The sequence below is a fragment of the Pseudomonas sp. Fl5BN2 genome (assembly GCF_009908205.1).
GTDB lineage: Bacteria > Pseudomonadota > Gammaproteobacteria > Pseudomonadales > Pseudomonadaceae > Aquipseudomonas.
On the sequence record NZ_JAAARL010000010.1, the window covers coordinates 65,655 to 81,810 of the forward strand.

10 protein-coding genes are annotated in these 16,156 nt (G+C 62.1%); 9 read left to right on the forward strand and 1 reads right to left on the reverse strand.

Annotated features, from left to right (window positions below; translation table 11 throughout):
* Window positions 1-3 precede the first annotated feature (3 nt).
* A complete protein-coding gene (locus GV819_RS15605) occupies window positions 4-1,212 on the reverse strand; it encodes an ammonium transporter (protein ID WP_161756955.1) in 1,209 nt (402 codons plus the stop codon).
* A gap of 337 nt (window positions 1,213-1,549) precedes the next feature.
* Here GV819_RS15605 and GV819_RS15610 point away from each other — a divergent pair, with 337 nt between their 5' ends.
* From GV819_RS15610 to GV819_RS15650, 9 genes are all read left to right on the forward strand, one after another.
* The gene (locus GV819_RS15610; RefSeq protein WP_161756956.1) at window positions 1,550-1,864 is read left to right on the forward strand and encodes a DUF883 family protein; all 315 of its coding nucleotides are present in this window, start codon (window positions 1,550-1,552) and stop codon (window positions 1,862-1,864) included.
* 1 nt (window position 1,865) lies between these two features.
* Entirely contained in the window at window positions 1,866-2,255 is a 390-nt protein-coding gene (locus GV819_RS15615) for a phage holin family protein (protein WP_161756957.1), read from the forward strand.
* Window positions 2,252-2,593, forward strand: a complete 342-nt coding sequence (locus tag GV819_RS15620) for a hypothetical protein (RefSeq protein ID WP_161756958.1) — start codon at window positions 2,252-2,254, stop codon at window positions 2,591-2,593. Before GV819_RS15615 ends, GV819_RS15620 begins: the two co-directional genes overlap by 4 nt.
* A 212-nt stretch (window positions 2,594-2,805) precedes the next feature.
* Window positions 2,806-3,969 carry an EAL domain-containing protein gene (locus GV819_RS15625; RefSeq protein WP_161756959.1) on the forward strand — a complete coding sequence of 388 codons (1,164 nt, stop codon included), beginning with the start codon at window positions 2,806-2,808 and terminating at the stop codon, window positions 3,967-3,969.
* A 676-nt stretch (window positions 3,970-4,645) separates the two neighbouring features.
* Window positions 4,646-5,977 (forward strand): deoxyguanosinetriphosphate triphosphohydrolase, encoded by a 1,332-nt coding sequence (locus tag GV819_RS15630; RefSeq protein WP_161756960.1) that lies wholly within the window; start codon window positions 4,646-4,648, stop codon window positions 5,975-5,977.
* Between the two features lie 766 nt (window positions 5,978-6,743).
* On the forward strand, window positions 6,744-8,468 hold the full coding sequence (locus tag GV819_RS15635) for a ShlB/FhaC/HecB family hemolysin secretion/activation protein (protein WP_161756961.1): 1,725 nt from the start codon (window positions 6,744-6,746) through the stop codon (window positions 8,466-8,468).
* 101 nt (window positions 8,469-8,569) lie between these two features.
* Window positions 8,570-13,528, forward strand: a complete 4,959-nt coding sequence (locus GV819_RS15640) for a hemagglutinin repeat-containing protein (protein WP_161756962.1) — start codon at window positions 8,570-8,572, stop codon at window positions 13,526-13,528.
* 250 nt (window positions 13,529-13,778) lie between these two features.
* A complete protein-coding gene (locus GV819_RS15645; protein WP_161756963.1) occupies window positions 13,779-14,405 on the forward strand; it encodes a response regulator transcription factor in 627 nt (208 codons plus the stop codon).
* 43 nt (window positions 14,406-14,448) lie between these two features.
* Entirely contained in the window at window positions 14,449-16,092 is a 1,644-nt protein-coding gene (locus tag GV819_RS15650) for a response regulator (protein ID WP_161756964.1), read from the forward strand.
* Window positions 16,093-16,156: the final 64 nt, after the last annotated feature.

The window sequence follows — 16,156 nt, forward strand, 5'->3', positions numbered from 1 at the left end:
GTGTCAGTCCTGGCTCACCGCGCCGATCTTGTGCAGCGACAGATCGGCGCCGTAATACTCCTGTTCCTGAGTCAGGCGCAGCCCGCAAGTGGCCTTGATCGCGCCATACACGGCAAAGCCCCCCAACAGCGCCACCGCTACCCCAAGCCCGGTGCCAAGCAGTTGACTGATCAGGCTGATACCGCCCAACCCACCCAGGGCGCTCTGGCCGAAAATCCCGCAGGCAATGCCCCCCCACACGCCACACAGGCCATGCAGTGGCCAGACCCCCAGTACGTCATCGATCTTCCATTGGCTCTGCGCAGCGATGAAGCACCAGACGAACAAGGCCCCGGCAATCGCCCCGGTCAGCAGGGCGCCCACCGGATGCATCAGGTCCGAGCCAGCGCACACCGCCACCAACCCGGCCAGCGGCCCGTTATGCAAGAAACCCGGGTCATTGCGACCGACGATCAGCGCCGCCACCGTGCCCCCGACCATGGCCATCAAGGAGTTCACCGCCACCAACCCACTCACGCCTTGCAGGGTCTGGGCGCTCATTACGTTGAAACCGAACCAGCCGACAATCAGGATCCACGAACCCAGGGCCAGGAACGGAATGCTCGACGGCGCAAAGGCCACCAGCTTGCCGTCGCGATAACGACCGTTGCGCGGCCCCAGCAACAGCACTGCCGCCAGCGCCAGCCAGCCGCCCATGGCATGCACCACCACGGACCCGGCGAAATCATGGAAGCCGGCGCCAAAGCGCTGCTGCAACCAGGCCTGCACACCGAAGTTGCCGTTCCATACCAGGCCCTCGAAGAACGGGTAGATGAAGGCCACGATCAGCACCGTGGCGCACAACTGCGGAACAAAACGCGCGCGTTCGGCGATACCACCGGAGATAATCGCCGGGATGGCCGCGGCGAAGGTCAGCAGAAAGAAGAGCTTCACCAAGCCGTAGCCATGATCGGCACTGATCACCGCCGCCGGCTGCAGGAAGCTCACGCCGTACGAGATCCAATAGCCTATAAAGAAATAGGCCAGGGTCGAGACCGCGAAGTCGCTGAGGATTTTCGACAGCGCGTTGACCTGATTCTTCTGCCGGACCGTGCCCACTTCGAGGAAGGCAAAACCGGCGTGCATGGCCAGGACCATGACCGCACCGATCAGGATGAACAAGGTGTTGGAGCCGTGGACCAGGGTGTCCACAGCGCTTTGCAGATTTTCCATGAGGTTGGCAGATCCGGCATTGGCCATCTGTTTCAATGCGTGATGCACCGCAAGCCCTGCACCAAGTTGGCTCCGAGGCGCCCCATCGAGCGCAATCGGTGAACCGTTTTGGCGCGCCAGGCCTTGGGCGCGAAACAGCACTGAAGTGAATAACCTGAGGTGGTGATTTATTTGGCCAGGGTTTACGCGGTTCGCACCGCCTCCCTCGCTCGTTTTCGGCGCAGGCGTCAAGCCCGGCGCACCAGGACAAAGCAAAAGCTGTACCAGGCAATTACAGTGAACCTTCACTGGGGCCTCACACTCATAGCTCACACAAGCAACCAACGGAGAAACAAGCATGGCCAGCAAAACGGCAAAGACGGCTCAAGAAGTACTGATGGCGGATTTTCAGGCACTGGTCAGTGACACGGAGCGTCTGCTGGAACACACCGCGACCCTGGCCGGCGACCAAGCCGACGAGCTGCGCGAACAGATCCACGACAGCCTGCTCAAGGCCCGGGAAACCCTGCAACTGACCGAGGAATCCCTGCGCCAGCGCGGCCAGGCGGCGGTCACCGCAGCTGAAGACTATGTGCAGACCAACCCCTGGCAATCGGTCGGGATCGCTGCCGGGGTCGGCTTCCTGATCGGCCTGCTGGCGACGCGGCGCTGATATGGCTATCGGCGAATCCGCTGCGTCCGGCAACGGCCCGAGCGCTTCCTCACGGCGCCTTGGGGCTGCGGTCCTGGGGCTGTTGCACAGCCACGTCGAACTGTTCGGCATCGAGTTGCAGGAGCAAAAGGCGCGCACCGTGAGCCTGCTGTTGTTTGCCGGGCTGGCCCTGGTGTTTGCCCTGCTGTTGCTGGTGGGGCTGTCGACACTGGTGCTGATCCTGCTGTGGGACAGCTATCGCCTGGCCGGGATCATTGGCCTGTGCCTGTTCTACACCCTGGCCGCGATTTTCTGCGGCCTGCGCCTCAAGGCCGCGATCTTCGATGAGTCCTCACCCTTCCACGCCACTCTCGAAGAGTTGGCCAATGATCGGGAGCGCCTGCTGCCATGAAGCTGCCCGAGATTCCGCAGAACACTTCACGCCGGGAAATGCGCAAGGTACTGATCCGCCTGCGCATGGAAATGCACCGCCAGGAAATCCGCCACGAATCCCAGCAATTGCTGCAGCCCCTGCAACGGGTCCGCGGCCTGGGGCAAAGCTGGCAGGAAGGGTTTGGCATCAAGCACGCCCCACTCTGGGGCGTGGCGGTGGTGACCCTGTTGGGGTTCCTCACCGGTAAGGGCGCCAAGAGCGGTGGCGTCAGCAGCCTCACGCGCCTGGTTCGCCTGGGCACCAGCCTGCTGCCACTGATCAAGCTGGCGCTGCAAGGCGCCTCGCGCAAACCCTGAGCGAGCGGCCGCAACCGGCCTGCAACCGGCATCGGCTGATCTGGCTGCATTCTTGCTAAGCAACCCGGATCGGCCCCTTTACCAAGGGGCCGACCAAGGGTGTGTGAAAACGCCGTATTGCCGAACGCCGCAGTGTCCACGCAGCCTGGACTCCTGTCTGTCCAACCGACAGCCACAGCTCCCTACCAACAAGACTCTGATAAGGAGGCCCTGTGATCGACGGGCAACCGCTCGCCTGCTTCCAGCCATTCATCGATACCGCCACCGGGCGCATCGCTGGGGTCGAAGCCCTGGGCCGCCTGCGCCAGGGCAATGGGCAACTGGCGTCGGTGGGGCCACTGTTCGCCGATCCCCGTACCCCTTCCAGCGCCTTGCGCCGTCTTGATCGCCTGGTCCGTGACGATGCTTTGCGCCGCCTCCACGAAGCCCCGGCGGACTGGTTCCTGAGCCTGAACATTTCCCCACGCTGGATCAGTCGGTTGCGGCCCGGGCAGCCTTTGCCCAGCCTCAGGCAGTTGCAGCAAAACGATGTCGATCCTCGACGCATCGTCTTCGAGATCACCGAGCTGGGGGGCAACAGCCAGCGCCTGACGGAGGTGGTGGCGCGCTACCGCCAGGCCGGGGCACGAATCGCCATCGACGACTTCGGTGCCGGCTACTCGCAACTGGACCGGGTACTGGCGCTGCAACCGGACATCCTCAAGCTCGACATGCGCCTGTTCCAGGCCGCCGCCCGCGGCGGGCCCAGCAGCGATGTGGTCAAGGCCCTGGCGCAGATGGCGGAAAAAACCGGCTGCTGGATCATCGCCGAGGGCGTGGAGACCGAGGCCGAACTGGATTTTGCCCTGGAGTGCGGCTCCCGCTACGTGCAGGGCTTCCTGTTTGCCCGGGCCGAGGAACAGCTGTTTGCCAGCGATGCCTTTGTCCAGCCCTTCGCCCGCTTGCGGGAGCGTTATGTGCGCCACAAGCTGGCCGAACGCAACCGCCTGATGCGCATGCGCCAGCAACTGGCAGAGCTGATGAACCTGCTGCAGGCCTGGGCGCAAGCCCGCGCTCCCATCAGCCAACTGCCCGCAGTGGAGGCCTTTCCCTGGCTGCTGCGCTTCTACCAGTGCGACCGCCATGGCACCCAACTGACGCCCAACCTGGAATGGCGCCACAACCACTGGCAGGCCGACAGTAGCTATGTGGGCCACAACTGGTCCTGGCGCCCGTACTTCTATCACCTGCTGGCCGAAGGCTGGGAAGAGCGCCGCCTGACCCTATCCAACACCTACCGCGACGCCACCAGCAACCAGTACTGCCTGACGGCTGGCCAGTTTTTCGACAACGGCCAGCGCCTGCTGCTGATCGATATCGACGCTGCCGGCCTGTAACCCCACCCCATCTGCCGGCGAACGCCGCGACGTGAAGGATGCACGACCATCGGGCCCTTTCGCCGGCAAGCCGGCTCCTACCGGTGAGGCGCAGGCCAGGCCATTTCCATGTAGGAGCTGGCTTGCCAGCGAAGGTGTTCGCCAGATGGATGCACGACCATCGGGTCTTTTCGCCGGCAAGCCGGCTCCTACCGGTGAGGCGCAGGCCATCTCCGTGTAGGAGCTGGCTTGCCAGCGAAGGCGTTCGCCAGATGGATGCACACCATCGGGCCCTTTCGCCGGCAAGCCGGCTCCTACCGGTGAGGCGCGGGCCAGGCCATTTCCGTGTAGGAGCTGGCTTGCCAGCGAAGGTGTTCGCCAGATGGATGCATGACCATCGGGTCTTTTCGCCGGCAAGCCGGCTCCTACCGGTGAGGCGCAGGCCAGGCCATTTCCGTGTAGGAGCTGGCTTGCCAGCGAAGGCGTTCGCCAGATGGATGCACGACCATCGGGTCTTTTCGCCGGCAAGCCGGCTCCTGCAGGTGAGGCGCAGGCCAGGCCATTTCCGTGTAGGAGCTGGCTTGCCAGCGAAGGCGCCGGCCAAGTGGATGCACCAGCGCGGGCAACGCCCCTCTTGCGGCCACGCCCGGGAACCCGGAAGCTGGGCGCCTCAGTTTTTTTTCGGAGAGACCCCGCCTTGGATTGGCAGACCCTGCTCAACCGCGAACGCCTCGGAAAGCCAGTGCACAGCCCGGAAGAACTTGGCCGTAGCCCTTTCCACAAAGACCATGACCGCATCATATTTTCCGGCGCCTTCCGCCGCCTGGGGCGCAAGACCCAGGTGCACCCGGTGTCCAGCAACGACCATATCCACACCCGCCTGACCCACTCCCTGGAAGTCAGCTGCGTCGGTCGCTCACTGGGCATGCGCGTCGGCGAGACCCTGCGCGGCGCCCTGCCCGACTGGTGCGAGCCCAGCGATCTGGGGATGGTGGTGCAATCTGCCTGCCTGGCCCACGACATTGGCAACCCGCCTTTCGGTCACTCCGGTGAGGACGCCATCCGCCACTGGTTCCAGCAGGCCGCCGGGCGTGGCTGGCTGGATGCAATGAGCGAGGCAGAACGCCAGGACTTCCTCAATTTCGAAGGCAATGCCCAGGGTTTCCGGGTCTTGACCCAGCTTGAATATCATCAGTTCGACGGAGGTACCCGGCTGACCTACGCCACCCTGGGTACCTACCTGAAATACCCCTGGACCGCGCGCCATGCCGACTCCCTGGGCTACAAGAAGCACAAGTTCGGCTGCTACCAGAGCGAACTGCCACTGCTGGAACAGATCGCCCACAAGCTGGGCCTGCCACAACTGGAGGAACAGCGCTGGGCGCGGCACCCGCTGGTGTACCTGATGGAGGCTGCGGACGACATCTGCTACGCCCTGATCGACCTTGAAGACGGCCTGGAAATGGAGCTGCTGGAGTACGCCGAAGTCGAGGCGCTGCTGCTGGGACTGGTGGGCGACGACCTGCCGGAAACCTATCGCCAGCTGGGCCCGGGGGATTCTCGTCGGCGACGCTTGGCGATCCTCCGGGGCAAGGCCATCGAACACCTGACCAACGCCGCCGCCCGGGCCTTCGTCGAACAGCAGGACGCCCTGCTGGCCGGCACCCTGCATGGCGACCTGGTGGAGCATATGCACGGCCCGGCCAAGCGTTGCGTGCTCAACGCCAAGGACATTGCGCGCAAGAAAATCTTCCAGGACAAACGCAAGACCCTGCACGAGATCGGCGCCTACACCACCCTGGAGATCCTGCTGAACTCCTTCTGCGGCGCAGCGCTGGAACAGCATGGCGGCAAAACCCCGTCGTTCAAGAACCGACGGATTCTCGATCTGCTGGGCAACAACGCACCAGATCCACACTGGCCGCTGCACACCTCGTTCCTGCGGATGATCGACTTCATCGCCGGCATGACCGACAGCTACGCCAGCGAAATGGCCCGGGAAATGACCGGGCGCTCAAGCCCGCAGTAACCCTTGGAACTCAAGCGCCTGACCACTGCGCCAGGCGCTTGATATGTCCTGCGACATCCAATCCAGCACTAAGGGATTCCCCTACCCCCAGCAGTCGACGCACCCGCCTTCAAACTAATGACGAGTGGGCCTTCACTGGGAAAACACTGAGAAAAACATAGAAATAGTTCGGCATTACGTATCTAAGGAAAACCCTTATCAACAATGATCAAACTAGATAATCAAGAAATAGAGCAACCACTCAGTTAATGAAACCAACTAGCAAAACTCAAAATAACTCTGGTTCGAAATAACTGCATGCAATCACAGAATTAAACACCTCATTGATCATTCAACCAAACATCCTACCTTTCAAAAATCCACACTCCTCGCTACACCCCTTGCCAATCAAGGACACCGCTCAAACTTTGTTAGCCTTCTATGCATTTACAATTTACGTACAAATTGAGTTTTTAGTTTCAGATAGTCTCGATTTCAACAGGATATTTCCCCGCTAGCCGCCCCCTCCGGAAATTAATTTTGCTCTGCGCTGTAACGTTTCCAACTCAACCCACTCAACCCTTTTGTCATACCTGAATTTGCACTGACTTACCCGGCACTTACTCAGGAACTGTCACTCTCGCGCACTTGAACACTGACCCATCGATATACATATCGACGGCACCTCATGTTCACAGAGCAGAACTAAAAGCGACGTACTACTTGAGCCCCATGACCGGCCTCCTGGTTGTTCGTCACTTGGTCTTTTTTACAGTAAGGATGCCAAGTGCCCTATTCATTACGCACTGACCGCTCCCTTCTCACCCACACCAGCGGCTGGTGCCTGGGACTGCTGCTTGGCCTGACCTACTTGCCGTCAGCCTTGGGCGACGACCTGCAACCAGGACAGGAAGCTCTGCGCCTGCAGCAGCAACAGCAACGAGACCTGCAACAACTGCAACTGGAACAGCGCCAGCGGCAGATGCAGCGTGGCAGTTTCAGCAGCACCCCTGCCACCCCGAGCCTGCCGGAACAAACCACTAGCGATACGCGTTGCTGGCCCTTCAGCGGCACCCGCATTGGCGGCGTCAGCCTGTTCAGCAAAACCCGGCTCAACGACTACATCAAGCCATACGTGGCACCCTGCATGGGGGTCAATCAGATCAACCAACTGCTGGCGGCCATCACCCGTTTCTATGTCGAAGCCGGCTACATCGCCAGCCGCCCGTACCTGGCCAGCACCCCGGTGGCCGGACACAGCCTGGATATCCTGATAGAGGAAGGCTACGTCGAAGCCATCGAGCTGGCTGACCAGAGCCTGCCAGTCTCCTTGCGCGGAGCGTTCCCGGGCATGCTCGGCGAGCCCCTGAACCTGCGGGACCTGGAACAGGGCCTGGACCAGTTGAACCGCCTGCGCTCCCTGGACCTGACCGCCGACATCGCTCCCGGCAGCGAACCTGGAGCCTCGCGGATCATTCTGCGTTCGCGCAGCAGCGCTGCCCGTTGGGGGCTTGGGCTCGGCGTGGATAACCTCGGCAGCGCCGGCACCGGCCGTGATCGGCAATCGGTCAACCTCAACTTCGACAGCCCACTGCAAATCAACGACGCGCTGAACCTGAACTACAGCGACACCCTCAACCACGGCCCGCGCTACAGCCGCAGCAGCAGCCTGTTCTATTCGGTGCCCTACGGTTACTGGACCTACAGCCTGTTCGCCAGCCACGTCGAATACCGCGCGCCGCTCAAGCTGGCTCGCACCACCCTGTACAACAGCGGCCGTACCGACATGGTCAGCGGCCGCGCCGACCGGGTGCTGTGGCGCGATCAGAGCCACCAGCTCAGCGCCAACCTGCAACTGGCCTACAAGGACGTCGACAGCTACCTGCAAAAAGCCCACCTGCAGATCCAGAGCCCTACCCTGACCGTGGCCGAGGCCGGGCTCAACCTGTTCTGGCTCAACAGCGCGGTATGGAACCTGGATGTCAATTACGCCCAGGGCCTGACCTGGTTCGGTGCCGACCGTGATTCGCAGCAGGTGCAGCGCAACCTGCCCCAGGCGCAATTTCGCAAGTACCGCGCGGGTCTCAGCCAGTGGCGCAATGGCCAGTGGGGCGCACAGCGCTGGCAGTGGCAGAGCCAGTTGTCCCTGCAGTACAGCCCGGACCCGTTGCCGGCTATCGAACAGCTGTTGGGCACCGACGATTCGGCGGTTCGCGGCTACCGCGTAAACAGTGCCTCCGGCGCCATCGGCGGGGTCTGGCGCAACACCCTGCGCCTGCCGCTGAGCAACGATTTGCCAGTGAAGATCACCCCACGCCTGGGCCTGGACAACGGCTGGATCAAGGCCAAGCACGGAGCCCAAAGCCAACACCTGAGCGGCGCCAGCGCCGGAATCAACCTGGCCTGGAAAAACCTCCAGCTCGACCTCGACTACCAACGCAGCCTGAACACCCCGGAACACTTTCGCCCGGAACCGGAAGTCTGGCTGGCCAGGATCAGCCTGCAGATTTGACCCACCGCTGCTTAGCCTGAATCAACCGACGAACCTGAGCACCACGCGCCGTTGCACCCGATAAAGCAACGCTCGGCTCACCCACTTAGAACGAGGTTCTCATGCCTGACAACACTCATAGGTTTCACCTTTCACCCCAGGGTACATTGCGCTGGACCATCGCCGGCCTGCTGCTGGCGTCCCATCTGCCCCTGGCGCTTGCCGGCGGGATCACCGTGGTGGAAGGCCCCGGCGGCACCCCGATCCTGCAAAACCAGGGCGGCGTGCCCATCGTCAATATCGTCGCGCCCAATGCCGGCGGCCTGTCCCATAACCAATTCATCGACTACAACGTCGGGCAGCAGGGTGTGGTACTGAACAATGCCTTGCAGGCCGGGCAGTCGCAACTGGCCGGGCAACTGGCGGCCAACGCGCAGTTCCAGGGCCAGGCGGCCAGCGTGATTCTCAACGAGGTGATCAGCCAAAACGCCTCGCAACTCAACGGTGCCCAGGAAATCTTCGGCCGTGCCGCCGACTTCGTGCTGGCCAACCCCAACGGTATCTCGGTCAACGGCGGCAGCTTCATCAACACCCCGAACGCCAGCCTGGTGGTCGGTCGCCCGGAACTCCAGGACGGCAAGTTGCAAGGACTCAACACCCAGGGCGCCCAGGGCCAGTTGAATATCCACGCCGGTGGACTGCGTAATGCCGAAGGTTCAATCAACCTGATCGCGCCACGTATCGACAGCAAGGGCGAGCTCAAGGCCCGCGACCAGTTGAATGTGACCGTCGGCCGTAACCAGCTGGACTACCCCAGCGGCAAGGTCCTGAATGTCGATCCGAGCAGTCGCACCCAGGAGCAACGCATCGACGCCAGTCTGTTCGGCGCAATGCAAGCCGGACGGATCAACATCGTCAGCACCGCCGAAGGCGCCGGAGTGCGCGTCGGCGCGGTCCAGGTGGACGGTCGTGACGGGGTCAAGCTGAGTTCCGCCGGCGACCTCGACATCCGCGGCCAGGCTGTGGACAACAGCCTCGACGCCATCCGCGCCGGCGTTCGCAGCCAGGGCGATATCGAGCTGCACGGAGCCAAGGATCTGACCCTGGCAGCTACCGATGTCAGCGGCCGCAACGTCAAGCTCGATGCTGGGCGCAACCTGACCCTGAGCAGCATCGAAAGCCGCAAGCTCCAGGAAAAACGCCAACAGTGGGACAAAAGCACTATCGGCATTACCTGGGAAACCTACGACCGCACCGAGACCGACAGCGACACCCGCCAGCACGGAAACAAGGTGGTGGCACAACACGATGCTGAGCTGAATTCCGGTGCCCATACAGAAATCCAGGGCAGCAGCGTCGAAGCCGGTAATCGCCTGAAAGCCAACAGCGGCGGCGATCTGCGGCTGACGGCAGCCACCGAAACCCACACCCAGCGCGACCAGGGCCAGCATCGCAAGCACCTGTGGAAGGAGAACTGGGACACCGCCAGCAGTGAGCAACGCAGCGTCACCAGCCAACTCAAGGCCGGCAGTCAGCTGAAACTGAGCAGTGAGCAAACGCTGCAACTGCAAGGTGCCGATCTGCACAGCAAAGGCGACATTGAGCTGGCCGCGAAGGACGTCGACATCAACAGCGCCAGCCGTCAACAGAGCCAGAGCAACCAGCGTTACTCCGGCGACCTGGTGGGTGGTGGTTTCTTCGGCAAGAACGCCGACGGCGACCAGGGCAAGATCGAAAACCAAGGCAGCAAGGTCAATGCCGACGGCAAGCTGATCGTCCGCGCCGACAGCGTCCGCGTCAGCGGCAGCCAGGTCCGCGGCGGTACCGAGGCCAGCGTCGTCAGCGACAAGGGCTCACTGACCATCGATGGCGTGCAAGACACCTCCCACAGCAACAACCACAGCAAAGACAGCAAGTTCTTCGGCATCGCCAAGGACGAGAGCCGCCAGCAGAACAAGGGCAGCAGCACCGTCAGCAGCCAACTGCGCTCGGACAGCAACCTCAAGTTGCACAGTGCCGAGGACCTGACCATCAGCGGCTCCCAGGTCACTGCCAAGGGCCACCTCGACGCCAGCGCCGACGGCACCGTCAAAGTCGCGGCAGCCGAAGATACCCAACACAGCAACACCAGCACCCAAACCCGCGGCTTCGACGCTTACGCCAAGGAAAATGCCCCGGGCACCACTCAGTACCGGGCCGGCGTGCGCTACCAGGATGAACAGCGCAACGAGAGCACTGACAGCACCCGACAGCAGGCCTCCAGCCTCAGCGGCGGCACCCTGGCGGTCAGCGCCGGCGCCGATCTGCGTGTCGAGGGCAGCAACCTGGCGGCAACGGCTGGCGATGTCAGCCTGAGCGGGAAGAATGTGCAGTTGCTGGCTTCGGACAACACCCAAGAGAAACGCAGCGACAGCACCACCACCGGCGGCGGCTTCTACTACACCGGCGGCCTGGACCGGGCCGGCAATGGCGTGGAAGTGGCTCACAACAGCAGCCAGGACAGCAGCAGCAAGACCACCGCCCAGACCAGCAGCGTCGCCGCCAGTGGCAACCTGACCATCAATGCCGGCAACCGTCTGAGCACTGAAGGTGCCCAGGTCAAGGCCGGTGGCGCGCTGCAAGTCAACGCCGCCGAGATCGATAACAAGGCCGCGCACAACAGCGAAAGCAGCCAGCACCAGGAGAACAACTGGGCGGTGGATGTCGGCGCCAATGTCGAATACAAGGGTGTCACCCGGCCGATCGAGAAAGCCATCCAGGGCGTGGCACAGCGCAAGTTCCACCAGCCCGGAGTGCTTGATGCCCTGGAACAACCCAACATCGGGATCGATGTGGATGTCAGCCACCAGAACCGCCAGCGCAGCGAAAGCACCAGCAATGCCGTGGTCAGCCAGTTGAGCGGCGGCCAGGTCGACGTCAAGGTCGACGGACAACTGCGTGATCAAGGCACCCAGTACAGCGCCACCGACGGCGCCGTGAAGATCAGCGCCGACAGCCTGCTGGCCAGTGCCGCCAGCAATACCCACAGCAGCAGCGAACAGGCCGTGGACGCCAAGGCCGGCGTACGGGTCTACACCAATACCGGTGAGGACCTGAATATCCGCGGCAGCGGTGCTGGCGGCAGCAGCACCGTCACCAGCAGCAGCGAAAAAGCCCAGGTGGGCAGCTACGCTGGCAGCCAAGGCGTGGACATCAAGCTCGCGGGCGACGGGCGCTTCGAAGGCAGCCAGTTCAATGGCGGCCAAGCCGGGGTGAACATAAAGACCGGTGGTGAGCTGGCGCTGAACCAGGCCAATGACCGCCAAAGCAGCAGCAACTCCAGCTTGCGTGGCGATGCCTCGCTGAGCCTGGGCACGATGCCAGGCAGCAGCGGTACCAACTTCAACCTCGGCGCCGGGCTGCAACTGGATCACAAGACCCTGGACCAGCAGGACAGCCAAGCGCGAGTTGCCAGTATCCAGGGCCAGGGACCGATTCAGTTGCACAGCGGCGCCGGCATGACGCTGCAGGGCACACAGATCGGCAACGCCGCGCGCCCCACCGGCGATATCAGTCTGAACGCCGGTGGCAAGCTCGACTTGCAGGCCGCAGTCGACACCCACAGCAGCCAGGGCAGCAACCTGGGCGGTGGCCTCACGGCAGGTGGCGGCAAAACCAGCAGCGAACAAAGCAGTGGCAAGAGCGCCAACTTCAGCGCCAACTTCAACATTGGCCGGGTCTCTGAAAATGACCAGAGCCAGCACGGCGGCCAACTCTATAGCCAGGGCACGGTCCTCCTGGGCAGCGCCGCCAGCGGCGACAGTGCGATTCACTTGCAGGGCACGCGGATCGACGCCGCCAAGGTGGTCCTGGATGCAGCCCAGGGCGGCATCTATCAGGAGTCGGCGCAGTCCACCCTGGCCCACAACAACTGGGGCCTGAACTTGGGCGCAGGGGCAAACCTGGGCAAGACCACCCTGGCCGATGCCGGTGAACACGACTCGCCGAAGATCGACCGCGGGATCAATGCCCGGGTCAAGATCGACGTCGACCAGCGTCAGAGCACCACCCAGCACAACAGTCTGATCAAAGCCGATCAGGTGACCTTCAACAGTGCCGGTGACGTGCATCTGGCCGGTGCCCGCATCGACGCTCAGCGAGTCGACGGGGTGATCGGCGGCGACCTCAATGTCGAAAGCCGTCAGGACCAGTCGCGCAGCACCCAGGTCAATATCGACGCCAAACTGGACGTGGCAAAAAACCAGCCGGGCCTGGTGAGCAAGCTGAGCAAACCTACCGGCCCGCTCAAGGACAGCTTGCAGGCCAAGGCCGAGAAAGGCTTCGACAAGCACCGCGAGAAGCTGGAAAACGCCGTCGACAAGGGCGTGGACAAACTCAGCTCGGCCAAGGACACAGTGGTTGCCAAGGCCAGCGACGCCAAGGAGCGTCTGGGTGAGAAACTCAGCCGCAGCGGCAGCTACGATGTCAATCCGGAGCCCCGTGGCGCCTTCGGCAATGGCGTGGACAAGGCCAAGAACTACCTGGCCGATAAAGCCGACGCCGTGGGTAATCGTTTCTCCAGCCTGAAGGAGCGCTTCTGGCCAAAAACCAGCGACAGCTACTCGGTCAGCGAGAAGAACAGCACCGGCAGCCAGGTGGCCAACACTGCCGAAGGCGTGCTGTTCGGCGACAAGAGCGGCAAGACCTCATACACCCCGACCTTGAACCTGAGCTTCAGCCACGCGGGCAAGAACAGCGTGGAGCAAGCCTCGGGCATCAGTGGTCAACAAGGAGTCAACCTGCGGGTGAACGGCGCAACCCAGCTCACCGGTGCACGCATCGGTGCCAGCGAGGGCCATGTCGAACTGGGCGGTTCCAAGGTCAGCAGCACGGCCCTGGCCGGTTCGGACTATCGCGTCGACGCCGGGGTCAACCTGTCGAAATCCCCGGTCAACGTAGCGCTGGCCAGCGGTACCGAACTGACCCGCAAACAGGACGACGCCACTCAAAAGGACCAGTTGTTCAACCTGGGCCCGCTGCGTGTCGGCGGCCATAGTGACAGTCAACTGCTGCAAGCCGGCATCGACCAGCAAACACCATGAGGCCTGGGCCGCCCTCCTGTTCGGAGGGCGGCCTTGAGTGGCCTGCGCCAACTGTTCTGACGACTCCTGACCGCGGCCGGATAGCCGCCCCGCCCTCTTCTACTTCCCTTAACTGCCAACTGACTGTAATCCCTCCCCTTATTCGTTGTAAGACCTGTCTTAGATTGGGACTTTCAGCACTTTGGCAATTATATCTTCCCCATCGGCTGAGCTACTGTCTGGGCCTTCTATTTATTGGCAGGAAACCAGTATGGGCTCAGTACTTATCGTCGATGATCATCCCGTCATACGCCTGGCCATTCGTATTCTGCTGGAACATGAAGAATATAAAATCGTCGGTGAAACCGATAACGGAGTCGATGCGCTGCAAATGGTCAGAGAATGCGAACCGGACCTGATCATCCTCGACATCTGTATCCCCAAGCTCGACGGACTGGAGCTTCTGGAACGCTTCAGTAACATGCCAAGACCCCCGCACACCCTGGTTCTTACAGCCCAGTCCGCGGCCTTGTTCGCCAATCGCTGCATGCGCGCCGGAGCCAGCGGCTATGTCTGCAAACAAAAGGACCTGAGTGAACTGCTCAGCGCCATCAAGGCGATCTGCAGTGGCTACAACTACTTTCCCAGCCAGGCGCTGCAAGTCGATCGAACGGGTCATGGCTTAACTTTAGAGTTGGCACAATTCAATTCGTTAAATGATCGCGAATTGATGGTCCTGCAACTTTTTGCCATGGGCCAGACCAATAATAAAATTGCCAGCGGCATGTTTCTCAGCAATAAAACCGTCAGCACTTACAAGAAACGCATCATGCAAAAAATGGCAACCACCTCGATGAGTAAACTGGTGGATATGGCCAAGCGCAATGAGTTGATATGAAGCGCACGCACGCCATACCGTTGCCCTGCCGGAAGCACCGACGATGACCAACGCCCTGCTACACCCTTTGTGCGTCATTGCCCTGTTGCTCGGCGCTGTGCAGATCGCCTGGCTGTACCGACAGCTGCACCAACGTCGAAAGGCGCTACAGGCACTTGGGCAGACGGTCGCGACCCTTGATGCCGGCAAACAGCAGGCCGAACAGGCCAATCAACTCAAAGGCCAGTTCCTCGGTCACCTCGGCCACGAAATTCGTACACCGCTGAATGCCTTCATCGGCCTGCTGGAACTGGTGCTGCAACGCACTGCGGCCAATAGCCAAAATCACGCCTCACTGCAATTGGCCCTGAACGCCGCCAACGACCTGCGGGAATTGCTTGGGGACCTATTGGACATCAGCCGAATCGACTCCGGACACCTGCAACTGACCCCGGCATGGGTCAGCTTGCGGGACAGCGTCGATGCGGTGGTCGGGGTGTTCCAGGCCCTGGCCCAAAAGAAGCATCTCAACCTGAACCTTGAGTTCAATGCACCGATCCCTGAACCCCGGGTGCTGATCGACGCCCTGCGTTTCAAGCAAGTGCTGGGCAATCTGCTGAGCAACTCGATCAAGTTCACCCACCAGGGTGCGATTGAGATCAGGCTGCAGCTGCAGCCGGCGGCGCGTGCGGATTACTTCGACCTGCAATTGCAGGTGCTGGACAGCGGTATCGGCATCCCCGAGCAAGAGCGCCAACGCCTGTTACAACCCTTTGCCCAGGCTGACCCAGGCAGCCAGTCGCCCAGGGACAGTGCCGGGCTGGGACTGCCCATCAGCCACCAGCTGTGCCAGAAAATGGGCGGCAGCCTGAGCCTGCATGGCCGCGCCGGCCCTGGCAGCGAAGCGCGGGTCAGGCTGACCCTGGCCGGCCAGATGGCTCTCGTCTCGGCGGAAGAAGAACCCATGCCGCAAGTGACTCACCTGCCTCTGGATGTACTACTGGCAGACGATCACTCCGCCAGCCTGATGCTGTTGCGGGAGCAGTTGGAGTATCTCGGGCACCGGGTCACCTGCGCCGAGGACGGGCTGCAGGCCTACGAGTTATGGCGCGAAGGTGATTTCGACCTGCTGATCGTCGACTGCAATATGCCCGTAATGGATGGCTATCAACTGGCCAAGGCCATCCGCCAGAGCGAACAGTTCGAACTACGGCCTGCCGTCACTCTGTTCGGTTACAGCGCCGACCACGCACCTCAGGCTCTCCAGCGGGGCCTGAACGCCGGCATGCACGATTGCCTGTGCAAACCCCTGGGCCTGAATCTGCTGAGCCACAAACTGTCTACGCTCAAGCCGCTGCCCAGGGCAGACAGCTTCAGCATCGCGACCCTGGTTACCTTGACCCGTGGCGAGCCGCTGTTCGCCCAACGCATGCTCAATGAGCTGGTCCGGTGCTGCACCGAAGATCGCCACTTGCTGGGACTGATCCCCACCAGCGATCCCATGGCCCTGGTGACACTGGCCCACAAGATCAAGGGATCAGCGTTGATGGTGGGCGCCGACGCCTTGCATGCCGCCTGCGAAACCCTGGAACAGGCAAGCCTGGACGACGTCGGAATCGAGCTGATCAGCGCCGCCGTGCAGACCCTGGATCTAGCGCTGGTACGGTTTGTCCAATCCCTGCATCGCCACCTCAATCATCCTGAATAGCCCTCCTTGGCCACTCAACCCGGTATTGCTCAGTCTCACGGATCCGGGACGACTTACCCTCTTG